General features: G+C 71.3%; 19 protein-coding genes and 1 tRNA gene. 1 reads left to right on the top strand and 19 read right to left on the bottom strand.

Annotated elements, in window-relative coordinates; genetic code table 11:
* Positions 1-9 precede the first annotated feature (9 nt).
* From CFK38_RS09315 to lysA, 16 genes are all read right to left on the bottom strand, one after another.
* Positions 10-555, bottom strand: coding sequence for a F0F1 ATP synthase subunit B (locus tag CFK38_RS09315; protein WP_096802822.1), 546 nt, complete (start codon positions 553-555; stop codon positions 10-12).
* 11 nt (positions 556-566) lie between these two features.
* Positions 567-797, bottom strand: coding sequence for an ATP synthase F0 subunit C (gene atpE, locus CFK38_RS09310; RefSeq protein WP_089064063.1), 231 nt, complete (start codon positions 795-797; stop codon positions 567-569).
* Between the two features lie 79 nt (positions 798-876).
* Positions 877-1,620 carry a F0F1 ATP synthase subunit A gene (gene atpB / locus CFK38_RS09305; protein ID WP_096802821.1) on the bottom strand — a complete coding sequence of 248 codons (744 nt, stop codon included), beginning with the start codon at positions 1,618-1,620 and terminating at the stop codon, positions 877-879.
* Between the two features lie 269 nt (positions 1,621-1,889).
* Positions 1,890-2,390, bottom strand: a complete 501-nt coding sequence (locus CFK38_RS09300; RefSeq protein WP_096802820.1) for a Cg1360 family ATP-synthase-associated protein — start codon at positions 2,388-2,390, stop codon at positions 1,890-1,892.
* Entirely contained in the window at positions 2,374-3,498 is a 1,125-nt protein-coding gene (locus tag CFK38_RS09295) for an MraY family glycosyltransferase (protein ID WP_096802819.1), read from the bottom strand. Before CFK38_RS09295 ends, CFK38_RS09300 begins: the two co-directional genes overlap by 17 nt.
* The gene (locus tag CFK38_RS09290; RefSeq protein WP_096802818.1) at positions 3,495-4,493 is read right to left on the bottom strand and encodes an L-threonylcarbamoyladenylate synthase; all 999 of its coding nucleotides are present in this window, start codon (positions 4,491-4,493) and stop codon (positions 3,495-3,497) included. The genes CFK38_RS09295 and CFK38_RS09290 overlap by 4 nt, the downstream gene beginning before the upstream one ends.
* Positions 4,490-5,395, bottom strand: a complete 906-nt coding sequence (gene prmC, locus CFK38_RS09285) for a peptide chain release factor N(5)-glutamine methyltransferase (RefSeq protein ID WP_096802817.1) — start codon at positions 5,393-5,395, stop codon at positions 4,490-4,492. The genes CFK38_RS09290 and prmC overlap by 4 nt, the downstream gene beginning before the upstream one ends.
* Positions 5,395-6,531 (bottom strand): peptide chain release factor 1, encoded by a 1,137-nt coding sequence (gene prfA / locus CFK38_RS09280; protein WP_096802816.1) that lies wholly within the window; start codon positions 6,529-6,531, stop codon positions 5,395-5,397. Before prfA ends, prmC begins: the two co-directional genes overlap by 1 nt.
* Before the next feature lie 225 nt (positions 6,532-6,756).
* Positions 6,757-6,969 carry a 50S ribosomal protein L31 gene (gene rpmE / locus CFK38_RS09275; RefSeq protein WP_096802815.1) on the bottom strand — a complete coding sequence of 71 codons (213 nt, stop codon included), beginning with the start codon at positions 6,967-6,969 and terminating at the stop codon, positions 6,757-6,759.
* 131 nt (positions 6,970-7,100) lie between these two features.
* A complete protein-coding gene (locus CFK38_RS09270) occupies positions 7,101-8,084 on the bottom strand; it encodes a LacI family DNA-binding transcriptional regulator (protein WP_096802814.1) in 984 nt (327 codons plus the stop codon).
* Positions 8,081-10,093, bottom strand: a complete 2,013-nt coding sequence (locus CFK38_RS09265) for an aldo/keto reductase (protein ID WP_096802813.1) — start codon at positions 10,091-10,093, stop codon at positions 8,081-8,083. Before CFK38_RS09265 ends, CFK38_RS09270 begins: the two co-directional genes overlap by 4 nt.
* Before the next feature lie 230 nt (positions 10,094-10,323).
* Positions 10,324-12,348: a transcription termination factor Rho gene (rho, locus tag CFK38_RS09260; protein WP_218192307.1), complete on the bottom strand. Its 2,025-nt coding sequence runs from the start codon at positions 12,346-12,348 to the stop codon at positions 10,324-10,326.
* Positions 12,349-12,677: 329 nt separating this feature from the next.
* A complete protein-coding gene (gene thrB / locus CFK38_RS09255; protein WP_096802811.1) occupies positions 12,678-13,592 on the bottom strand; it encodes a homoserine kinase in 915 nt (304 codons plus the stop codon).
* The gene (thrC, locus tag CFK38_RS09250; protein WP_096802810.1) at positions 13,589-14,647 is read right to left on the bottom strand and encodes a threonine synthase; all 1,059 of its coding nucleotides are present in this window, start codon (positions 14,645-14,647) and stop codon (positions 13,589-13,591) included. Before thrC ends, thrB begins: the two co-directional genes overlap by 4 nt.
* A 4-nt stretch (positions 14,648-14,651) precedes the next feature.
* The gene (locus tag CFK38_RS09245; protein WP_096802809.1) at positions 14,652-16,019 is read right to left on the bottom strand and encodes a homoserine dehydrogenase; all 1,368 of its coding nucleotides are present in this window, start codon (positions 16,017-16,019) and stop codon (positions 14,652-14,654) included.
* Between the two features lie 120 nt (positions 16,020-16,139).
* Complete coding sequence (gene lysA / locus CFK38_RS09240) at positions 16,140-17,552, bottom strand: diaminopimelate decarboxylase (RefSeq protein ID WP_096802808.1); 1,413 nt, start codon at positions 17,550-17,552, stop codon at positions 16,140-16,142.
* Between the two features lie 340 nt (positions 17,553-17,892).
* Between lysA and CFK38_RS09235 the strand changes: the two genes are divergently transcribed.
* Positions 17,893-20,169: a bifunctional alpha,alpha-trehalose-phosphate synthase (UDP-forming)/trehalose-phosphatase gene (locus tag CFK38_RS09235; RefSeq protein WP_096802807.1), complete on the top strand. Its 2,277-nt coding sequence runs from the start codon at positions 17,893-17,895 to the stop codon at positions 20,167-20,169.
* Between the two features lie 52 nt (positions 20,170-20,221).
* Here CFK38_RS09235 and CFK38_RS09230 read toward each other — a convergent pair.
* The 3 genes from CFK38_RS09230 to CFK38_RS09220 form a co-directional block, all read right to left on the bottom strand.
* Positions 20,222-20,297: transfer RNA gene (locus CFK38_RS09230), tRNA-Arg, on the bottom strand.
* 78 nt (positions 20,298-20,375) lie between these two features.
* Entirely contained in the window at positions 20,376-21,434 is a 1,059-nt protein-coding gene (tsaD, locus tag CFK38_RS09225) for a tRNA (adenosine(37)-N6)-threonylcarbamoyltransferase complex transferase subunit TsaD (RefSeq protein ID WP_096802806.1), read from the bottom strand.
* Positions 21,431-22,240, bottom strand: a complete 810-nt coding sequence (locus CFK38_RS09220) for a M23 family metallopeptidase (protein WP_096802805.1) — start codon at positions 22,238-22,240, stop codon at positions 21,431-21,433. Before CFK38_RS09220 ends, tsaD begins: the two co-directional genes overlap by 4 nt.
* Between the last annotated feature and the right edge of the window lie 177 nt (positions 22,241-22,417).

Genomic DNA, 22,417 nt, shown 5'->3' with positions numbered 1-22,417 from the left:
CACGGTTCCTTATCGGGTGGTGGCCTGGCTCGACTCGAGGTCGTCCAGGAACCGGTCGATCACTCGGCGCGAGCGCTCGTCGTCGGTGAGGGACTCCCCGACGATCTTGGACGCGAGATCGCTGGCGAGCGTCCCGACCTCTCCGCGCAGCTCGGTCGAGGCGGCGATCCGCTCGGCGCTCAGCTGCTGGCGGCCGGAGGCGAGCAGACGCTCGTTCTCGGACTCGGCGCGGGTACGGGCCTCATCGACGATCTTCTGACCATCCGTGCGTGCCTTCTCACGGATCGAGGCGGCCTCCTGGCGGGCGGCAGCGAGCTCCTGCTCCTGGTCGCTCTTCAGCTGGTCGACCTGCTCCTGGACCTTCTCCGCATTGCGCAGACCGCCTTCGATCTTCTCCGCACGCTCGTCCAGCACGGCGTTGAGCCGCGGCAGGATGAACTTCATGAAGACGACCGCGAAGATCACCAGGAAGATGAGCGACCAGATGATCTCCGAAGGCAGGGGGACCAGAAGCCGCCAGCTCGGGACTGACTGTGCTCCTTCGGCAAGAATCATGGGAGCGGGCCTCAGCCGAAGAGCAGGCCGGTGACGATCGCCAGCAGGGTCAGGATCTCGGTGAACGCGATACCGATGAACATGGTGGACTGCAGCTGGCCGCGCAGCTCGGGCTGGCGGGCGGTGGCCTCAGCGGTCTTGCCGACGATGATGCCGATGCCGATGCCCGGGCCGATCGCCGCGAGACCGTAGCCGACCGAGGCGACGTTGCCGGTGAGTTCAGAGAGAATCATCGGGTCCACAGGGGGTTTCCTTTCGTTGTGCCGCCCGGGAGGACGGCGGACAGGGTGATGTCAGGGGGTATGGGAGGTCGTGGGCAGGTCAGTGCTCGTCGGCGGTGGCCATCTGGATGTACACCGCGGCGAGGATCGTGAAGATGAAGGCCTGCAGGGCGGCGACGAAGATCTCGAAGCCGTAGATGCCGATCGCCAGGGCGCCGGCGAAGGGAGAGATCGCGACCAGCCAGGTGCCCGAGAGCAGCAGGCCCTGGGTGAGGCCGATGAACACCACCAGCATGATGTGGCCGGCGACCATGTTCGCGAGCAGTCGGATGGTCAGCGAGGCCCAGCGGATCAGGACGACCTGCAGGAACTCGATCGGCACCAGCAGCAGGTAGATCGGCTTGGGCAGGCCGGGCGGGGCGGTCTCGTGCTTGAGATAGCCGGCGATGCCGCGCTTCTTCACGCCGGCCGTGACGTAGACCACGAAGGTCCACAGGGCCGCCAGCAAGGGCAGCCCGATCACCGAGGTGCCTGCCAGGTTGAGCCCGGGCACCACCCCGGCGAGGTTCATCGCCAGCAGGAAGAAGAACAGGGTGATGAGGAAGGGGGCGAAATGCTTGCCCGCGCGCAGTCCCAGCGTGTTCTTGATGATGGTGCCGTTGACGAACTCGATGAGCAGCTCGACGATGCTCTGCCCGCGGCCCGGCACCAGCTTGGCGCGGGAGGCGAGCACGCACATCACGATCAGCACGACGGCGAGCACGATCAGGCGCACCAGCTGGACGCGGTTGAACTCGAACCAGGTCCCGTCGAAGAGGATCGCGTCCGGGAAGAACTCGTCCAATGTCGGGACATGGAAGAGCGAATCGTCCTCGGCGTGCAGCGTGGGGCTGAGGTCTGCGGTGTTCAGCTCGATCTCCCGTGGTCGTGTGGTCCGGCGCCATTGCGTCGGCCGTGGCCGTCATTCTCCATCGGAGCCTCCCCGGATTGCGGCCACCGTGCGTACGGCGATGGACGACGCGTGAGCGTTCCGGGTGGTCGATCAGTGGTCGAGCGGACCTCGGTAATGCACCGTGATCAGCGGTCGAGCACCTCCGGAAGCATAACAGAGACTCACTGCTCGGCCGGTGGCTCCCGAGGGGTCCGGGCGGGCTCCACGTCCAGCGGCTGACGGGTCCTCATCAGCAGCGTGGCCTCGACGATCATCGCCGAGACCGCGCCCACCAGCAGTGCCAGCCCGATCCACTGGGTGGACAGCGAGGGGAGGTCCCGGACCAGCAGTAGGATCAGGATCACAACGAACATCTTGACCGCCCAGGAGCCGAGCACGGTGACGGCCATGCTCATCGGGCTCAGGCGCGGGCCGAGGAAGGCGATCCCCATCGAGGGCAGCACCACGATCAGGGTGAGGCCGGTGCCCACCAGGGCGCCCGCCAGGGCGGTCGACTCCGGGCGGGTGGCCGCGATGGCGAGCACGATCACGTCCAGCACCAGGCCGACGGCCACCGCGATCACCGTGGCCCGCTGCATCGAGCGGTCGCCCGCGGTGCGGCGTCGCGGGGCCGGGGCGGCTCCGCGCTCGTGCGCGTCGGGGGTCTCAGGCTGAGGGGACATCGGAATCCTTCCGGTGACGGCCGGTGCGCCATCTGAGGGGGTCGAAGGTGAGCAGGACGGCGAACAGCAGTCCGCTCACCCAGAAGATATAGACCGAACGCATCGGCAGCACGAGCGGGAGCAGCAGCCCTACGGAGATGACGACGGTCCAGGTGTACATGATCAGCACGGCGGTGAACTTGCTGTGGCCGAGGCTGAGCAGTCGGTGGTGGAGATGGGCCTGGTCGGCATGGAACGGGGACTTCCCCGAGCCGATCCGGCGCAGCACGGCGAGGCCGAAGTCCAGGAACGGCACGATCATCACGCCGATGGGCAGCAGGATCGGCAGGAACTGTCCGAAGAAATCCGCTCCCGACAGCCGCGCCGGATCGACCTGCCCGGTCACGGCGATGGTGCCGGCCGCCAGCAGCAGTCCCAGCAGCATCGAGCCGGAGTCGCCCATGAAGATGCGTGCCCGGGTGAGGTTGTGCGGCAGGAAGCCCAGACAGACGCCGATGAGCACTGCGGTCAGCAGCGCGGCGAGGGAGGAGTAGTCATCCGCCGAGGCGTCGCGGGTGAGCAGGTAGGCGTAGAGGAAGAACGCGGATCCGCCGATCGCCATCACGCCGGCCGCGAGCCCGTCGAGGCCGTCCACGAAGTTCACCGCGTTCATGCTCACCACCACGACCAGCACGGTGAGGATCAGCGCGGTGCGTCCGGACAGCACGGTCACGCCGTTGATCGGGAGGGTCACCAGGCTGACGCCCTGCCAGGCGAGCAGCAGCGCCGCCAGCACCTGACCGGCCAGCTTGGTGACCCAGTCGAGGTCCCAGCGGTCGTCGGCGGCGCCGAGCAGGCACACCAGGGTGCCGGCGGCGAGGATCGCCCAGGGCTGGCGGGTATCCCGGAACAGTCCCTCGAGGAAGGGGATGTTGCTGGCGACCAGCATCGCGCAGAGGACGCCCGCGAGCATGGCGAGGCCACCCAGGCGCGGGGTCACCGCGTCGTGCACATCGCGATCCCTCACCGCTGTCATCGCGCCGGCCCGTCGGGCCAGCAGCCTCACCCCAGGGGTCACCAGGAAGGTGACCGCCGCGGCGAGCAGCAGGAGGAACAGATAGATCCTCACCCGGGCGTGCTCTGCGATCCGCCCTCATCCGCAGCGGGCTCGGATGCGGTGGTCGGCGTCTGCTCGCCGACGCCCTCGAGGGGGGTCTCGGAGGCCGGTTCCTGCACGCCGGCAGCTGCGGCGTCAGGGGCCGGCCCGGGCTCGGCGGGAAGATCCAGCACCGACGTGCTCGCCGCCGGGGGTGCGGGCTCGGCGCTGCGGGGATCGGCCGCCCCGGGCTCGGCGGACGGCTCAGCCTCGACCGCCGTCTCGGCGCCGCTCTGCGCACCGTCCGAGCTCGCCTCAGAGGTGTCCTCGCCCGGGGACCCCTCCTCGGAGCTCTCGGGCGCGGATTCGGGCTCGGACTCGGGCTCGGGCGCGGCGAAGATGTCGCCGACCACCTCGATGATCCGCTCCTTGGAGATGGCGCCTTCGCGCACGATCTCCGCCGGGGTCACGGTGGTGTCCAGGATGGTGGAGCTCTCGCCGATGCGGGCCGGTCCGTCGTCGAGATAGATCTCGACGGCATCGCCGAGCTGCGTGGCGGCATCCAGCACGCTGAGCGCGGCGGGCCTGCCGTGACGGTTCGCACTGGAGACGGCGAGCGGACCGGTGCGGCGCAGCAGCTCGAGGGCGATCTCGTCATCCGGCATCCGCAGCGCCACGGTGCCGTGGGTCTCCCCCAGGTCCCAGGTCAGTGACCGCTGAGCCGTGAGGATCAGGGTGAGGGCGCCCGGCCACAGCTCGTCGGTGAGGTCCTCGACGTAGTCGGGGACGTCCGCGGCCAGGGCCAGCAGCACGGCATGGTCGCCGATCAGCACCGGCGGCGGGGTGTCACGGCCGCGGCCCTTCGCCTCGAGCAGGGCCTGGACGGCGTCCGGGGTGAACGCATCCGCCCCGATGCCGTAGACGGTGTCCGTCGGCAGGACGATCAGGTCTCCGCCGCGCACGGCGTCGACGGCGGCGGCGAGGGCGTCCTCGCGGGACTCTGGGTTCTGGGTGTCGTGCACGGTCACCGGGACAGTCTCTCACTTCCGCTGGTCGGTTCCCCGGGGGCGCGACGCGCCACCAGGAATCGGTCCCGACCGGTCAGGTCGGGGACAGTTCTGAGCAGGTCGAAGCCGCCGCAGTCCGTGGCGGCGGCGAGGGCCGCCTTCCCCTGCACGTCCGCGTGCTCCATGATCAGCACCCCACCGGGCCGCAGCAGCCGTCGCGCCCAGGTGATGACGGCACGGGGCACCTCGAGTCCGTCGTCCCCGCCGCCGAACAGGGCGCGGTGCGGATCGTGCTCGAGCACCTCGGCATCGCGCGGCAGGGCGTCGGGCGGGATGTAGGGAGGGTTGGACAGCACGGCATCCACCGGCGCGACCGCCGCCAGCTGGGGGATCTCCCCCAGCAGGTCGGCCTGCAGGACGCGGCCGCGTCCGGTGCCCGCCCGTTCGAGGTTGTGGGCGGTCAGCTCCGCGGCGGCGGCGTCGATCTCCACGGACAGCACGCGCGAGCGCGGCAGCTCGTCGAGGACGGCCGCACCCAGCGCGCCGGAGCCTGCGCAGAGGTCGACCACCTCGTGCGGCGGCCCGTCCAGGTGCTGGTGCATCAGGTCCACCGCGAGCTCGGTCTCGGGCCGCGGGATGAAGACGCCGGGCCGCACATCGAGCAGCAGGTGCCGGAACGGGGCGCGCCCCAGGATCAGCTGCAGCGGCTCGCGCTGTGCGCGACGGGCGGTGAGGTGCGCGAGCTGCTGCGCGAATCCCTCCGGCAGCTCCTCGACCATGACCAGCGGCCTCTCGGTCCCCGCGGCATGGGCGATCAGCGCCCGGGCGTCGACGCTGGGCGAGGGGACCCCGGCCTCGCCGAGCTGCCGCGTCGTGTCCGCCAGGGCGGAGCGCAGGCGGCTGCGGGCCTCCCCACCGGACATCAGGAGCGCTCCTGGTCGGTCCCGGCCTGGGCCTCGGCCAGACGCGCTGCGCGCTCGGCGTCGCGGGAGGAGGCGATGAGGTCGCCGAGGTCGCCGGCCAGGACCTGGGCGAGGTTGCCCGCCTTGAAGCCGGTGCGATGGTCGGCGACCCGGGACTCGGGGAAGTTGTAGGTGCGGATGCGCTCGCTGCGGTCCACGGTCCGCACCTGCGAGCGCCGGGTGGCGGAGGACTGCGCCTCCTGCTCCGCACGGCGGGCGTCCAGCAGGCGGGTGCGCAGGATCCGCAGCGCCTGCTCCCGGTTCTGCAGCTGGCTCTTCTGGTCCTGGCAGGAGACCACCACCCCGGTGGGCAGGTGCGTGATCCGGACGGCGGAGTCGGTGGTGTTCACGCTCTGTCCGCCCGGACCGCTGGAGCGGAAGACGTCGATGCGCAGGTTCGCCGGGGCCATCGCCTCGGCGAGCACGTCCGATTCGTCCGCCTCATCGGCCTCGGGCAGCACCAGCACACCGACCGCGGAGGTGTGGATCCTTCCCTGGGACTCCGTGACCGGGACGCGCTGGACCCGATGCACCCCGGCTTCGTGCTTGAGATGGGCATAGACGCCCGCGCCCGGGCCACCGGCACCTCGTGCGGCGATCGCGACGGTGACGTCCTTGAGGCCGCCGAGATCGGACTCGGCAGAGGTGAGGACCTCCACCCGCCAGCCCTGGGACTCGGCGAAGGCACGGTACATGCGCAGCATCTCCGCCGCGAAGAGCGCGGACTCCTCCCCACCGGCACCGGCCTTGATCTCGAGGATCACGTCCCGGGCGTCGTCGGGGTCGCGGGGGGCGAGCAGGTCCTCGAGATGCTCACGCTGCTCGGTGAGGCGGGCCTCCAGCTGCTCCGTCTCGACGGCCAGCTCCTCGTCCCCCTCCCCCAGCTCCGCGAGCTCCCGGGCGGTCTCGAGGTCCGCCGTGGTGGCGTCCAGCTGCGCCGCGGCCTCGAGGATCCCCTCCAGCTCCGCGTAGCGGCGACCCACGCGACGGGCGCGGGCGGCATCCTCGTGCAGGGCCGGGTCCGCCATCGACTCCTGCAGGCGAGCATGCTCGTGGCGCAGCGGCGCGAGACGATCGCCCGCGTGGTGCTCGCTCATCGATGCTCCTTCGTCAGCCACCCGACTCCTCCGTGCTCACATGCGACGACGCCGGTGCACGCCCTGGGGCGCGCACCGGCGTCGGAGAATGCTCTCTGCTGCTAGGACGTCGCGCGGGCTCAGGCTGGGTCGTCGCCCGAGCTCCTGCCGCTCGTCCCTCGCAGGACGTCGCTCAGGCTCTGCTCAGTCCCGAGCTCCTACCGCTCGTCCCTCGCAGTACGTCGCTCAGGCGTCCTTCTTGCCGTAACGGGCCTGGAAGCGGGCGACGCGGCCGCCGGTGTCCAGGATCTTCTGCTTGCCCGTGTAGAACGGGTGGCACGCGGAGCAGACCTCGGTGCTGATCGCGCCGTCGGTCTTGGTGCTGCGGGTGGTGAACGAGTTGCCGCAGGTGCAGGTCACCTGGGTCTCGACGTATGCGGGGTGGATCTCAGCCTTCATGTCTCTCCTTGCTCGGGGTCGCTGGGTCGGCGCCCGGCGGGCACCGTGAACCAGAACCGACGTCACAGTGTGCCACGCCCGGCCCCTCATGCGCGAGGATTCCGGGTGCGGCGTGCGCTACATCGCTCCGGTCAGCTCGAGGCGCGCACCTCGAGCTGGTAGGGCACCGCCCGATGCGCCGCCTCCCCGCTGAGCGGGACGGAGCCGTCGAGCATCCCGGCCACCAGCGAGACCGTCTCGCGGGCCACCGTCTCGATGTCGAGGCTCAGAGTGGTGAGCTCGGGGGTGACCAGCGAGGCGATCTCAAGACCGTCGACACCCACCAGACGCACCTGGCCCGGCACGTCCTTCCCGAGGCTGCGCAGGGTCCGCAGCAGGCGGACGGCGAGCTCGTCGTTGAAGGCGACGATCGTGTCCGTGCCGTCGGCCAGGATCTCCTCGAGGGCTTCCCGGTGCCGCTCACGCGCGTCCACCTCCCGCACCGGGACCACACCGCCGCCGACCAGCGGACGCAGCGCCGACGCGAGCGCGAGGCTGCGGGAGCGGCCGAGACCGCCGACGAGGTCGAGGACCACGGGCCGCCGCGCCCCGGCCTCGAGCAGGTGCTGGGCCAGCGCCGCCATGGCGGGCTCGCGGACCAGCTCGATGACGCCGCCCTCGGCGAGCTGCGACGGGCGGCCGTCCAGCTGCACCACCGGCATCCCGCCCTTGCCGCGGATGTCGGCGGTCAGCACGCCGTAGCCGACGAGCGCGTCGACCCGGCGCGCCAGGTCGCCCGCCACCTGGTCGGGGTGCGGGGCGTGCAGCGCCTCGGAGAGCACCACGTTCCAGCCGTACGGTGCGCAGGCGCGGACCACCGCGGCACCGAGCTCGGCGAAGTAGGCGTTGGAGAGATCCTCCACGACCAGGCCGAGGGTGATCGGCCCCTGCTCCACGAGACCGCGGCCGAAGCGGGAGGGGCGGTAGTTCAGCTCCCGCGCCGCCGCGAGGACACGTTCGCGGGTGTCGATGCTGATGCCGGACTGGTCGTTCATCGCCCGGGAGACCGTCTGCCGGGAGACCCCGGCCCGCTCGGCGACGTCGACGATCGTGGCCCTGCGCGCCTCGGCGCTCACCGGGCCGGAGCCCTCAGGTCGAGCCAGGCCAGCTCGCCCTCGGTCAGCTCGACTCCCAGGCCCAGGGTCGAGGAGCGCATCTCCGCGATGCTGCGCGGGCCGAACAGCGCGAAGGTCGGGAACTTCTGGTGCAGCACGAAGGCCAGGGCGATCGCGGTGGCCGGGACCCCGCGCTCACGTCCCAGCTCCTCCGCCCGGGCCAGTCGCTCGAAGTTGTCGTCGCTGTAGTAGCAGCGCACGAGCTCCGCATCCGAGCGGTCCTCGGGATGGGCACGGCCGGTGAAGAAGCCGCGCGCCTGCGAGGACCAGGGCAGCAGGGCGATACCGCGCTCCTCGAGCCACGCCTTGGACTGCGCATCGGCGGCGTGGACGCAGCCGGCCCACGGCACATCCAGCGCCTCGGCCAGGCCGAAGTGGTTGGACAGGATGGTGAAGCCGGTGCGGCCGTTGGCCTTCGCATAGGCATTGGCCTCGTCCACGCGCTCCGGGGTCCAGTTCGATCCGCCGTAGGCGCGGATGCGTCCGGCCCGCAGGTGCTCGTCCATGACGTCGACGAACTCGCCGACCGGGACCTCCGGGTTGTCGCGGTGCATCATGTAGAGATCCGCGTAGTCGGTGCCCTGACGCTCGAGGGACTCCTCGAGCTGACGGGTGATCGACGCCGGATCGCAGTGCGGGGTGTGCGCCCCCTTGGTGATGACCACGACGTCCTCGCGCGCGCCGCGGTTGCGCACCCACTGGCCGAAGAGCTTCTCGATGTGGCCGCCGCCGTAGACGTAGGCGGTGTCGAAGGTGGTTCCGCCGATCTCGACGTAGGCATCGAACATCGCGGAGGCGTGGGCCAGGTTCATCTGGTTGTCGCAGCCCATCACCAGGCGGGAGACCCGCTTGTCGACCCCGGGGATGCGCCCGTAGGTCATGGCCGGTCCGGCCTGCACACCGCCGGGGGCCAGGGGCCGGCCGGTCAGGGTGGGGATGTCCGCATCGTCGGCCTCGAAGGGGTAGCGCAGACCGATCTGCTCTCGCCACTGATCCAGTGCGCGCGCCTGCCCCCAGGAGTTCTCACCGGTGAGCTCGGGAACGCCACCGCCGTCACGGGCGGCGCGGGCGAGGGCGTCGGCCTCCAGAGCGTAGGCAGGGGCCGCAGGGATCTCGATCCGTCGGGGCTGCTCACCCACGACATCCAGCTCGATGCAGGTCTCCTCCCCCAGTCCCCATGGATCACTGAGGCGGATCACACCGCGGGTCCCGGTGATCGTCGCGGACTGCGGGTCCGCCAGGCGCACGCCCGTGCGCAGGCTCGCCGTGATCCCGCCGGGGAAGGTGAGCTCCGCGGTGGCCCATTCGTCCACGCCCGTCTCCCCCAGGGTGCCGCTGCCGGTGATCGTGGCCGGCTCGGCGGCGGCGCGGCCCTGGGCGGCGCCGGCGACGAAGCGGGCGAAGGACATCGGGTAGCAGCCCACGTCCAGGATGCCGCCCCCAGCGGTCCTCAGGTCGAACAGGCGGCCGCTGCGAGCGCCGGTATCGAAGGAGAAGGAGGCGTCCACGTGCGTGATCTCGCCGATCGCCCGCTCGGCCACCAGCTCCAGGACCCGGACGGTCTGGGGATGGAAGCGGTACATAAAGGCCTCGAGCAGGACCTTCCCGCTGCGGGCGGCGAGGTCGATCAGCGCCATGGTGGTGCCGGAGTTCGGGGTCAGCGGCTTCTCGCACAGCACGTGCTTGCCCGCCTCGAGGGCCAGCGCGGCCAGGCGCGCATGTCCGGTGTGGACGGTGGAGATGTAGACGGCATCGACCTGGTCGCTCGCGAGCACCTGCGCGTAGTCGCCGATCAGCGCCGGTCCGTCCAGGGGGAACTCCTCCGCGAAGGCCTTCGCCCGCTCGGCAGAGCTGCTGCCGACGGCCACCAGCACACCGTCCTGCGAGGAGGACAGCTGCGAGGCGAAGCGCCGGGCGATCCCGCCGGGCCCGAGGACTGCCCAGCGGAACGGGGTGGAGAGAGTGCTCATGTCGACGTCGACGTCCTTCGCAGGTGGGAGGCAAGGGGCCGTGAACGTTCACGGCTGGGATCACGCTATCCCGTCCTGTCCTCCTGGGCAATGCCGTCCGCCGTCGCGAGGGAGCGGGGCACCACGGAACGGTGGACTGCACGGCGCCGACACGAGAAGGGGCACCTCCACCGCGGTGGAGGTGCCCCTCGAGCTCCGTACCGTGCTCAGCACGGTGTGCGGTGCGGACGTCAGTCCGTGCTGCGCCCGCCCACGCTGGGCGTGTTCTTCTGGACCGTCATCAGGAACTCGGAGTTCGACTGGGACTTCTTCACCCGCTCCATGAGCAGCTCGAGCGCCTGCTGCTGCTCGAGGGAGCCCAGGACACGGCGGAGCTTCCACATGATGGCCAGCTCCTCCTTGCCCATCAGCGCCTCCTCCCGGCGGGTGCCGGAGGCGTTGACGTCGACGGCCGGGAAGATCCGCTTGTCGGCGAGGTGGCGCGAGAGCCGCAGCTCCATGTTGCCGGTGCCCTTGAACTCCTCGAAGATGACCTCGTCCATCTTGGAACCGGTCTCCACCAGCGCCGAGGCGAGGATCGTCAGCGAGCCGCCGTGCTCGATGTTGCGCGCCGCCCCGAAGAACCGCTTGGGCGGGTACAGCGCGGAGGCGTCGACACCGCCGGAGAGGATCCGGCCGGAGGCCGGGGCGGCCAGGTTGTAGGCACGGGACAGGCGAGTGAGCGAGTCCAGCAGGACCACCACGTCGCGTCCCATCTCCACCAGGCGCTTGGCCCGCTCGATGGCGAGCTCGGCGACGATGGTGTGGTCCGAGGCCGGGCGGTCGAAGGTCGAGGCGATGACCTCGCCCTTGACCGTCCGCTGCATGTCGGTGACCTCCTCGGGGCGCTCGTCGACGAGCACGACCATGAGGTGGACCTCGGGGTTGTTCACGGTGATCGCATTGGCGATCTGCTGCATGATGATCGTCTTGCCGGCCTTCGGGGGCGCGACGATCAGGCCGCGCTGGCCCTTGCCGATCGGCGAGACGAGATCGATGATGCGCGGGGAGACGGCATTCGGTGCGGTCTCCAGGCGGAGGCGCTCGTCCGGGTACAGCGGCGTGAGCTTGCTGAAGTCGACCCGCTGCCGGGCGCGGTCGGTCGGCATCCCGTTGACGGTGTCGACCTGGACCAGTGCGGCGTACTTGTTCTGGTTGCCGCCGCCACCCTTGCCGCGGCGGTTGCGGCCGCCGCCGTGCTGCTGCTGCTCGACGTGGTGGTCCTCGCCGTCCCGGGGTGCTTTGACCTGACCGGAGATGGCATCACCCTTGCGCAGGCCGGCGCGCTTGACCTGGTTCATGGTCACGTAGACGTCGCTGGCACCGGGGAGGTAACCGGTGGTGCGCACGTAGGCGTTGTTGTCGCGGATGTCGAGGATCCCGGCGATGGTCATCAGCTCATCACCCTCGCGGGCCTGGCCGTCGTCCTGCTGGCCGCCCTGGGAGCTCTGGCCCCCCTGAGAGTTCTGGCCCCCCTGGGAGTTCTGACCGCCCTGGGAGTTCTGGCTGCCCTGGTCGTTCTGGCCGCCGCGGCCACGACGCTTGCGATCGCGGGAGCGGTTGCGGCTGCGGGAGCGACCTCGACGGTCGTCGTCGTAGCCGTCACCGCCCTGGCGATCGTCGTCCTGCTCCCCGGAGCGGTCCGGGAGCTCAATGTCCTCCAGCCGGCGGCGCTGGTTGCCGCCGCGGCTGCGATCGTCGCCGCGGCCGCGGTCCTCACGCCGGTCGTCACCGCGGCTGCGGTCCTCACGGCGGTCGTCGCCGCGGGACCCCCGGCTGTCGTTCTCCCGACCGCCCTTGTCGTTGCCGCTGTCGTCGCGGTTCTCGGAGTCGCCGCCGCGCTCGTCCCGCTGCTGGCCGGCTCCGCCGGCGCTCGGCACGTCGATGCCGAGGTCCGGCGCGGCCTCGCCGTTCGATCCGCCGGAGTCGGTGGCGCGGGAGCGCGAGCGGGACCGGGACCGCTCGGGGCGCCCGGTCGCCTCCGCTCCGGCGTCGTCCGGCGCGGCGGGCGCCTCCTGCACGGGGGGCGTGGTCGCTGCCGCGGGTGCGTCGGCCGCCGCGGTGGCCGTCGGCGGCGTTCCGCCCCCGCGGATCGCCTCGATCAGCTCGCCCTTGCGCAGCCGACGGGCCCCCTTGATGCCGCGCTCGGCAGCGATGGCCTGCAGCTCGGGAAGCTTCTTCGCCGCAAGATCTGCGCCGGAGGTGGTGTCGTTCACCCGGGTTCCTTCCTGTTGAGCCGGTCTCGCCGGCTCGTTACTGGTCTGGGTGCCGCACAGCACCGGGAACGTCTGGTCTCCGGGTGCTGTCACGACAGGTCCGCACAGGGTTCTCCCCACGATGCAAGGCATCCTCGGGGGGCCTGCCGGTGTGATTCGGGGTGCGTCTACGGCGGCGCACGAGCCTGCATGGCACGTCAACAATGGTGCGCATGGTCCGTGCGGGGCGCTTGATCAGGGAGCACATCGGAACGCGGAGTTCTGCACACAGCATCCACCAGGGATCTGCTGCAGGGTTCAGCGTCGCGCGATGTCGCCTGGACGCAGGGTCAACCTACCACAGGCGCGGCGGGGGCCGTCCGCAGCGGCACCTCGGCGATCCGCCACGCGGCAGGATCGCCCACGAACCGGCGCACCAGGGGTGCCAGGTCCCTGCGGTCTCCCGCCATCACCAGCACAGACGGTCCCGCGCCCGAGACCACCGCGGGGTGGCCCTCCCGGCGCAGCACCCGCATCAGTTCGACGCTCTCGGGCATGCCCGGTGCGCGCCGATCCTGGTGCAGCCGGTCCTCGGTCGCCTCGAGCAGGTGCTCCGGTGCGCCGGCGAGGGCGTGGACGAGCAGGGCGGAGCGGGAGGCGTTGAACACCGCGTCGGAGTACGGGACCTCGTCAGGCAGCAGACCTCTGGCCCGGTGGGTGGAGAGGGTGGTGGTCGGCAGCAGCACCACCGGCCGCAGCACACCGCCTGCGACGCGCAGCGATGCTGCACGGGCCGCGGCGCCGCGCATCCAGGACAGCACCACACCGCCGAACAGCGCCGGAGCGGCGTTGTCGGGATGCCCCTCGAACTCCGTCGCCAGCTGCAGCACGGCCTGGTCGTCCAGCGCGTCGGGATCGGAGAGCATCCCCCGGGCCAGCAGCAGCCCGGCAAGGGTGGCCGCGGCGCTGGATCCCAGGCCGCGACCGTGCGGGATGCGGTTGGTGGCCTGCAGCCGCAGACCGGTCTGTGGAGCCCCGGCATGGTCGAGACCCCGCCGCAGGGCGCGCACCACGAGGTGGTCCTCGCCGGCGGGCACCGAGGCGGCGCCCTCCCCCGTCACGGTGATCTCGACCGCACCGGTGGTCGCCTCCACGCTCAGGTCGTCGCAGAGGTCCAGGGCGAGACCGAGGGTGTCGAATCCCGGACCGAGGTTCGCGGAGGTCGCCGGGATCCGCACCGAGACGCGGGTGTGCTGGATCCTCACAGGCCGATGGCCTCCGCCGCCGCGGCGATGTCCACCGGCACCACGGTCGGGGTGAGATCGTGCTGGCTCATCGCGGTATCGATGTCCTTGAGCCCGTTGCCGGTGACGGTGATCGCGATCGTCGCTCCGGCCGGGACCAGCCCCTTCTCGGCCTGCTGCAGCAGGCCCGCCACACCGGCCGCCGAGGCGGGTTCGACGAAGATGCCGACCTCGCCGGCGAGCAGCTTCTGCGCATCGAGGATCTGCTGGTCGGTGACCGCGTCGATGAGGCCGTCGGAGTCGTCCCGCGCCTCGACCGCGAGGTGCCAGGAGGCGGGGGCGCCGATGCGGATGGCGGTGGCCACCGTCTCGGGGTCGGGGATCGGGTGCCCGGCCACGAAGGGGGCGGCGCCGGCGGCCTGGAAGCCCCACATCTGCGGCAGCGAGTCGGTGTGGCCCGCCTCGCGGTACTCCCGATAGCCCATCCAGTAGGCGGAGATGTTCCCGGCGTTGCCGACGGGGAGGATATGGATGTCGGGGGCCTTCCCCAGCGCGTCGGCGACCTCGAACGCGGCGGTCTTCTGTCCCTGGAGGCGATACGGGTTCACGGAGTTGACCAGCTCGATGGGGTGCTCCGCGTCCAGCTTGCGGGCGATCTCCAGGCAGTCGTCGAAATTGCCGTCGACCTGGATCAGCTTGGCACCGTGGACCACGGCCTGGGCGAGCTTCCCGGCGGCGATCTTCCCCTGCGGCAGCAGCACCGCACAGGTCAGGCCCGCGGCGGTGGCATAGGCCGCGGCCGAGGCGCTGGTGTTGCCGGTGGAGGCGCACACCACGGCGGTCGCGCCCTCGCTCAGCGCCTTCGACATCGCCGAGACCATGCCGCGGTCCTTGAAGGAACCGGTGGGGTTCATCCCCTCGACCTTGACGTGGACCTCCGCACCGACCGCCGTCGACAGGGCCGGGGCGGGGATCAGCGGGGTGCCGCCCTCCCCCAGCGTCAGCAGGGTGTCGTTCTCGGCGAACGGAAGATGCTCTCGGTACTCGGCGAGGACGCCGCGCCACTGATGTGCCATGTGGTCATTCTCCTTCGATGCGCAGGACGGAATCGATGCTGAGCACCGTGGCGGTGGAGGAGAACACGTCCAGCGAGGCGGTCATCGCGGACTCCAGCGCACGGTGCGTGCTGATGCCGATGTGCGCCTGCGCCGGTTCGTCGGACCCCTCCTCCTGCTCGAGCAGCTCCTGATGGATGGTCGAGATGGAGATCCCGTAGCCGGACAGGGTGCCGGCGATCTCGGCGAGCACGCCGGGGCGGTCCTCCACGGTGAGCGAGATGTAGAAGGCGCTGCGCAGCTCCTCGAGCGGGATCGACTCGAGCTCGGCGTACCGCGACTCCCGCGGGCCCACCCCGCCGTGCACCCGGGAGCGGGCGGCGGAGACCACATCGCCGAGGATGGCCGACGCGGTCGGTGACCCTCCGGCGCCCTGGCCGTAGAACATCAGCGACCCGGCGGCGTCGGCTTCGATGAACACCGCGTTGTACGCCTCGGCGACCGCGGCCAAGGGGTGCTCCTCGGGGATCAGCGCCGGGTAGACGCGGGCGGAGATCCGTTCGCCGTCCTCCTCCTCGATGCGCTCGACGATCGAGAGGAGCTTGATGGTCCGGCCCATCCGCGCGGCGGCGGCGATGTCCTGGGCGGAGATGGTGGTGATGCCCTCGCAGTGCACCGCGGACAGCCGCACCCGGCTGTGGAAGGCGAGCGAGGCGAGGATCGAGGCCTTGGCCGCCGCGTCGTGGCCCTCGACGTCGGCCGTGGGATCGGCCTCCGCGTAGCCGAGCTGCTGGGCGGTGGCGAGCGCGTCGTCGAAGCTCGCGCCGGTGCGCGTCATCGCGTCGAGGATAAAGTTGGTCGTGCCGTTGACGATGCCGAGCACCCGCTGGATGCGATCCCCGGCCAGCGATTCTCGCACCGGACGCACCAGCGGGATCGCGCCGGCGACCGCCGCCTCGAAGTACAGGTCCACGCCGTGGATGTCCGCGGCCTCGTAGAGGGTGGCGCCGTCCTGGGCCAGCAGGGCCTTGTTGGCGGTCACCACGCTGGCGCCGTGCGCCATGGCGTCCAGCAGCAGGGTGCGCGCGGGCTCGATGCCGCCCATCACCTCGATGACCAGGTCCGCATCGTGCACCAGGGAGGCGGCGTCCTCGGTGAGCAGTGCGGCGGGCACGTGCTCCCCGCGGTCGCGGTCGAGGTCCCGCACGGCCACTCCGATCACCTCGAGGCGTCCGCCGACGCGGTGGGCGAGCTCGTCCGCCTGCTGGGAGATCAGGCGCAGCACCTCGCCGCCGACGGTGCCGGCGCCGAGGACCGCGACCCGGAGGGTGGGCAGCGACGAGAGGGAGGCGTGCTCTCCGGACGCTGAGAGGCCGGACGCGTGCTGTGACATGTGCGGAGTGGTCCTTCCACAAGGGCCGAGGGAGGGGGCGGGGACGGGCCCTCGAACTCTAACCGAGGGTCGCCTCACCATGTGTCCGGATGTGAACCAATGCGACGGGGCGCGGAGAGGTCAGCCGAGGTCCAGGCCGAGGAGGTCGTCCTCGGTCTCGCGACGGATCAGGGTGCGGATCTCGCCGTCGCGCACCGCGATCACCGGCGGCCGGGGCACGTGGTTGTAGTTGGAGGCCAGCGAGTAGCAGTAGGCACCGGTGACCGGCACCGACAGCAGGTCGCCGCGCTCCACGTCGCCGGGGAGGTACTCGTCCTTGACCACGATGTCGCCGCTCTCGCAGTGCTTGCCGACCACGCGGACCACCTCGGGCACGGCGTCGGAGACCCGGCCGGTGAGCAGGCAGGAGTAGTCGGCGTCGTACAGCGCGGTGCGCACGTTGTCGCTCATCCCGCCGTCCACGGAGACGTAGACGCGGTGGTGGGGGCCGCCGAGGCGCACGTCCTTGACGGTGCCCACCGAGTACAGGGTCTGGGTGGAGGGGCCGGCGATCGCGCGGCCGGGCTCGAAGGACACGTGGGGCACCTCGAGCTCGAGCTCGTGGCACTGCTTCTCCACGATCCCCGCGATCCCGGCGGCGAGCGCCTCGGGCGTGGCCGGTGTGTGCTGGGTGTTGTACATGACCCCGAAGCCGCCGCCCAGGTCGAGCTGGTCGATGGTGTGTCCGAGCTCGTCGCGGACCTGGGCGACCAGATCGAGCACGCGGCGGGCGGCGATCTCGAAACCGCCGGTGTCGAAGATCTGGGAGCCGATGTGGGAGTGCAGGCCCAGCAGGTCCAGGTGCGGGGCCTCGAGCACGCGGCGCACGGCGTCGAAGGCGCCGCCGCCGGTGAGGGAGAGGCCGAACTTCTGATCCTCGTGCGCGGTGGCGATGAACTCGTGGGTGTGGGCCTCGACGCCGGTGGTCACCCGCAGCATCACGGCGGCACGCCTGCCGAGCTGGGCGGCGAGCGTGTCGACCAGCTCGATCTCGTCGAGGGAGTCGATGACGATGCGGCCCACCCCGGCCTCCAGGGCGCGGCGGATCTCCGGTACGGACTTGTTGTTCCCATGCAGGGCGATGCGCTCGGTCGGGAAGCCGGCGCGCAGGGCGACGGCGAGCTCGCCGCCGGTGCAGACGTCCAGGCCCAGTCCGTCCTCCTCGACCCAGCGGGCGACGGCGCCGCAGAGGAAGGCCTTGCCCGCGTAGTAGACGTCGGCCCCGCGGTGGGGGCGGAAGGCGTCGGCGAAGGCCTCGCGGAAGCTGCGGGCGCGGTGGCGGAAGTCGTCCTCGTCGAGCACGAAGGCCGGGGTGCCGACCTCCTCGGCGATACGGCGCACGTCCACGCCGGCGACCTCGACAGCGCCCCCGGTGCTGCGGACGGTGTTCCGCGACCACAGGCCGTCGATCAGGTGGTTGACGTCCTGGGGGTAGGGCAGCCAGGTGGGGGCTGCGTCGTTGCCGTGTAGGGCTCCGGCCTCGTGGGCGCGCATGTCTGCTCCTGGTCTCGCACCGTCCCGCCCGCACGCTCCCGCCGGGCGGCTCGCGCCGTCGGCGCCCTCCGAGAGTAGGTGCGCGGCCGGCGCCCTCGTACTCCTGTCCGGCCTGCGAACAGTGCGGAGGGTGCTGCACCGTCCGCGCGGTAGGGACCGGTCCGCACAGGTCGGACGCGCAGTACACGGGATGGCGCGGGACCTGATGCCCAGCTGGTGAGCGAGAGCACTTGATAGTGTCGGGGCGTCGGCGCGGGAGTCGCGGTCCGACCCCACCGGGCGCCCCGCACCCGCTCCCTCGCCTCCGAGATCGATTCCCTGCGAAGGAGTTCCGGTACCCATGTCATCCTCGGTCAAGGACCGCCCCGGCGAGCATGAGCTGGTGGTCGTCGCCAATCGACTGCCGGTGGACTCGCGCACCCTCCCCGACGGCGCCACCGAATGGGTGACCAGCCCCGGCGGCCTGGTCACCGCCATGGAGTCGGTGATGCGCAACGTCGACTCCGGTGCCTGGGTGGGATGGGCCGGCTCCCCCGGAGAGGCCCCCGATCCCTTCGAGGCCGACGGGATGAGCCTGTACCCGGTGCGGCTGGACCAGGACGACATCGAGCGGTACTACGAGGGCTACTCGAACGCCACCCTCTGGCCGCTGTACCACGATGTGATCGTCGACCCGGAGTTCCATCGCGGCTGGTGGGACTCGTACGTCTCGGCGAACCGACGCTTCGCCGCCGAGGCCGCCCCGGTCGCGGCCCCGGGAGGGACCATCTGGGTGCACGACTACCAGCTCCAGCTGGTCCCGCAGATGATCCGGGACCGGCGCAGCGATGTGCGGATCGGGTTCTTCAACCACATCCCGTTCCCGCCGGTGGAGCTGTTCTCCCAGCTCCCCAAGCGCAATTCCATCCTGCGCGGGCTGCTCGGCGCGGATCTGCTGGGCTTCCAGAGGGAGAGCGATTCGCTGAACTTCCTCGCCGCGGTGCGCAAGCTGCTGGGCCACCACGTGGACGGGATGACGATCTCGGTGCCCGGGATCGGCGCCGCCCCGGTGCGAGAGGTCCAGGTGCAGACCTTTCCGATCTCCATCGACGCCTCCGCCGTCTCCACCCTCACCGCGGATCCCGAGATCCGGGAGCGTGCCGCCCAGCTGCGCCGGGACCTCGGCGATCCGGAGAAGATCGTGCTGGGGGCGGACCGCCTGGACTACACCAAGGGCATCCGGCACCGCCTCAAGGCCTGGGGCGAGCTGCTGGACGACGGCTCGATCGACCCGCATGACGCGGTGATGATCCAGATCGCCACGCCGTCCCGGGAGCGGGTGGAGGCGTACCGGCAGCTGCGCGACGAGGTGGAGCTGACGGTGGGGCGGATCAACGGCGAGCATGCCCCGCTGGGCCGGCCGGCCCTGTCGTACCAGCACCACTCCTTCGACCGGCGGGAGATGACGGCGCTGTTCATGGCCGCCGATGTGGTGCTGGTGACGGCGCTGCGCGACGGCATGAACCTGGTGGCCAAGGAATACGTCGCCTCCCGCCCGGATCTCCAGGGGGTGCTGGTGCTCAGCGAGTTCGCCGGCGCCGCCGACGAGCTGCGGGCCGCGGTGCTGGTGAACCCGCACGACATCGATGAGCTCAAGGCCGCGATCCTGCGGTCGCTGGCGATGCCGCCCGAGGAGCAGGAGGAGGCGATGCGCTCCCTGCGCCACCAGGTGATGGAGCACGATGTGCAGCACTGGGCCCATCAGTTCCTCGAGTGCCTGACCACCTCGGGGTCTCCGCAGGACGAGGCAGCGCAGATCGTCCGCCTCGCCGGGGACGCCCTGTCCGATCCTGCGGAGCTGGATGCGGCGCTGCGTGAGTTCACGGAGGTGCCGCGTCTGCTGATCGCCACCGACTTCGACGGCGTGATGGCGCCGATCGTCTCCGATCGCGATGCGGTCCAGCCCGATCAGGAGGCACTGGAGGCGCTGCGCGAGCTCTCCGATCTGCCGGGGGTCGCCGTCGCCCTGATCTCCGGGCGTGCTCTGTCCGATCTCGATTCCCACACGGCGATGCCCAGCTCGGTGGTGCTGGTGGGATCCCACGGCGCCGAGGTCGGGGCGCTGCCCCCGTGGATGCAGGCCGAGGTGCTGGACAAGTCCGCGCTGAGCATGACCCCGGAGAAGGAGGAGCAGCTCGCCGCGATCACCACCACGCTGCGGCGGATCGCCCGCGCCCACCCCGGCACGGAGGTGGAGACGAAGCCGACGGCCGCCGTGCTGCACACCCGCAACGCCAAGGGCCGCGGCGGGCTGAACGCCACGGACTCGGCGCTCGAGTACGCCACCACCCTGCCCGATGTCACGGTGACGCCGGGCAAGGAGGTCGTCGAGTTCGCGGTGGTGCACACCTCGAAGGGGGTGGCGATCGACGCGCTGTCCCGGGCCGGCGCTGCCGATGCCTGGCTGTACCTGGGCGACGACGTCACCGACGAGTCCGTCTTCGCACAGCTCGGCGAGCACGACGTGGGCGTGAAGGTGGGCGGCGGCGACACCGCCGCCGGCCTGCGGATCCCGGACACCGCGGCGGCGCGGGACCTGCTGCGGCGACTGCTGGAGCTGCGCGCCCAGCAGAGCTGAGCGAAGAAATCCCCGGTCACAGGCCGTGACGGCCCGTGACCGGGGATTCTCGTGGTGCCCGCGACAGGATTCGAACCTACGACCTTCTGCTCCGGAGGCAGACGCTCTATCCACTGAGCTACGCGGGCGGACTAGGGAAGTCTAGCAACATCTGAGGGGCACTGACCGCGTCGGCGCCGTGGAGCCCCGCGGGTGTGAGAGGGACCTCACCCCGGCAGCGGCAGCTGCGCCCCAAGGAGCACGGCGGAGGGGTCCGCGGCGATGCCCAGACCGCTCGGTTCAGCACCGGAGCGCACCAGCAGGTCGCCGACCGCCGCGATCATCGCGCCGTTGTCGGTGCACAGGCGCGGCGGCGGGATCCGCAGCTCGATGCCCGCTGCCTCGCACGTCGACCGCGCGACCGCGCGCAGGCGGGCATTGGCGGCGACGCCGCCCACGATGACCAGGGTGTCCAGGTTCCGCTCGCGCACGGCTCGTATCGCCTTCGTGACCAGCACGTCCACCACGGCCTGCTCGAAGGAGGCGGCGATGTCCGCGACCGGCACCGACTGCCCGGCGCGCTCGAGGGTCTCGACGGTGCGGGCCACGGCGGTCTTGAGCCCGGAGAAGGAGAAGGTGAACGGCGCATCTCTCGGCCGCAGCATCGCGCGCGGGAAGGAGAAGGCCGTGGGATCGCCGTCCACAGCGGCACGGGAGATCGCGGGGCCGCCGGGGTAGCCGAGGCCGAGCAGGCGGGAGACCTTGTCGAAGGCCTCCCCGGCCGCGTCGTCCAGGGTGTCGCCGAGATGCTCGATGGGGTCGCGCACCAGGTCGCCGACCGCGAGGAGCGAGGTGTGGCCGCCGGAGACGATGAGCACGATGCTGCGCTCGGGCAACGGGCCGTGCTCGAGGGTGTCGGCGGCGGCGTGGCCGGCCAGGTGGTGCACGCCGTAGAGGGGCTTGCCGAGCGCCCAGGCGATCGACTTCGCGGCGGCGAGGCCCACATGCACGGCCGTGGCCAGGCCCGGTCCGGAGGTGACGGCGACATGCGAGATGTCCGCCAGGTCGACGTCGGCGTCCTCGAGCGCGATCCGCAGCGTGGGGACGACGGCCTCGAGATGGGCGCGGGCGGCGATCTCGGGGACCACTCCGCCGAAGTCGGCGTGCTGGGCGGCGCTGGAGGCGAGGCCCTGTCCCAGCAGGACACCGTCGGAGACGAGGCCGAAGCCGGTCTCGTCGCAGGAGGACTCGACCCCGAGGATGAGCGGGGACCCGAGGGTCGTCACCGCAGGATCGTCATCGGGTTGGAGTAGTTGCCCGCCTCGTCCATCTTGGCGAAGTGCAGGTGGCACCCGGTGGAGCGGCCGGTGGAGCCGACATAGCCGATGGTCTCGCCGGCGGCGACGGTGGCGCCCACCAAGGTGTTGAAGCCCTGCAGGTGGTAGTAGCCGGTGACGACCCCGTTGCCATGGTCGATCTTCACCCGATTGCCGGAGGCGTGGTGGTACTCGACGGCGATGACGGTGCCGGCCCGGGCGGCGGCGACCGGGGTCCCGCAGGAAGCACCGAAGTCCACGCCGTCATGGCCCTTGAAGTAGCCGAGGACGGGGTGCATGCGCCCGCCGAACCCGGAGGTGATGGGACCGCTGACCGGACGCACATAGCCGTTGTCGCCCACCGGCTCGGCGGCGGAGGCCTCTTCGACGGGCTCGGGGACAGAGACCTCGATACCGGTGCTCGCCGCGTCCTCGGAGGCCTCGGCCTGCTTCTCGGAGTCGTCGGGGGCCGGCGCGGTGCGCGCCTCGGAGCGGCTGGCGTCGGCATCCTCGGGGCGGGTCTCGGCCGTCGCCTCGGCGGCGACATCGGCCACCGGGAGCGCGACGGGCGCGGGCGCCTGGGCGGCGGGGGCGGCGGGCTGGGCCTGGGCGATCGTCTCGCCCTGCGGGGCGGCCTCGTCGATCCCGGCCGCTGCGGCCGCGAGCGGTGCCGCGATCGTGGCCGTGGCGAGGACTCCGAGGACCCCGACCTTCACCGCTCCGGCGGAGACGACGGAGTCGCGATGGGTGCCTCCGACCAGACGGTGCTTGCGCACCGTTGCTCGTCCATCCGCGCGGTGATTCGCCACGTGCTGACCTCTTCCATTGCGACTGTGTAGATCTCGTCCAAGCGATCGTGACGCCGGACAGGGGAAGGACGCGTCGCCGAACAACCTGGATCAACCTACGTGCCCCCCACCTGGCATGACGACCACTCCCACGCGGTCATTGCC

Origin of the sequence: Brachybacterium vulturis (assembly GCF_002407185.1) — a bacterium.
GTDB lineage: Bacteria > Actinomycetota > Actinomycetes > Actinomycetales > Dermabacteraceae > Brachybacterium > Brachybacterium vulturis.
Note: the sequence above shows the minus strand (reverse complement) of the source record. Positions and strands in the feature narration are given on the sequence as shown.

Excerpts from the sequence above, each read along its gene's own strand:
- CFK38_RS09300 (WP_096802820.1), bottom strand. The coding sequence starts at position 2,390 with ATGTCCCCTCAGCCTGAGACCCCCGACGCGCACGAGCGCGGAGCCGCC.
- rpmE (WP_096802815.1), bottom strand. The coding sequence starts at position 6,969 with ATGAAGGCTGAGATCCACCCCGCATACGTCGAGACCCAGGTGACCTGC.
- CFK38_RS09315 (WP_096802822.1), bottom strand. The coding sequence starts at position 555 with ATGATTCTTGCCGAAGGAGCACAGTCAGTCCCGAGCTGGCGGCTTCTG.
- CFK38_RS09265 (WP_096802813.1), bottom strand. The coding sequence starts at position 10,093 with ATGAGCACTCTCTCCACCCCGTTCCGCTGGGCAGTCCTCGGGCCCGGC.
- CFK38_RS09245 (WP_096802809.1), bottom strand. The coding sequence starts at position 16,019 with ATGTCACAGCACGCGTCCGGCCTCTCAGCGTCCGGAGAGCACGCCTCC.
- CFK38_RS09235 (WP_096802807.1), top strand. The coding sequence starts at position 17,893 with ATGTCATCCTCGGTCAAGGACCGCCCCGGCGAGCATGAGCTGGTGGTC.
- thrC (WP_096802810.1), bottom strand. The coding sequence starts at position 14,647 with ATGGCACATCAGTGGCGCGGCGTCCTCGCCGAGTACCGAGAGCATCTT.
- lysA (WP_096802808.1), bottom strand. The coding sequence starts at position 17,552 with ATGCGCGCCCACGAGGCCGGAGCCCTACACGGCAACGACGCAGCCCCC.
- prfA (WP_096802816.1), bottom strand. The coding sequence starts at position 6,531 with ATGAGCGAGCACCACGCGGGCGATCGTCTCGCGCCGCTGCGCCACGAG.
- prmC (WP_096802817.1), bottom strand. The coding sequence starts at position 5,395 with ATGTCCGGTGGGGAGGCCCGCAGCCGCCTGCGCTCCGCCCTGGCGGAC.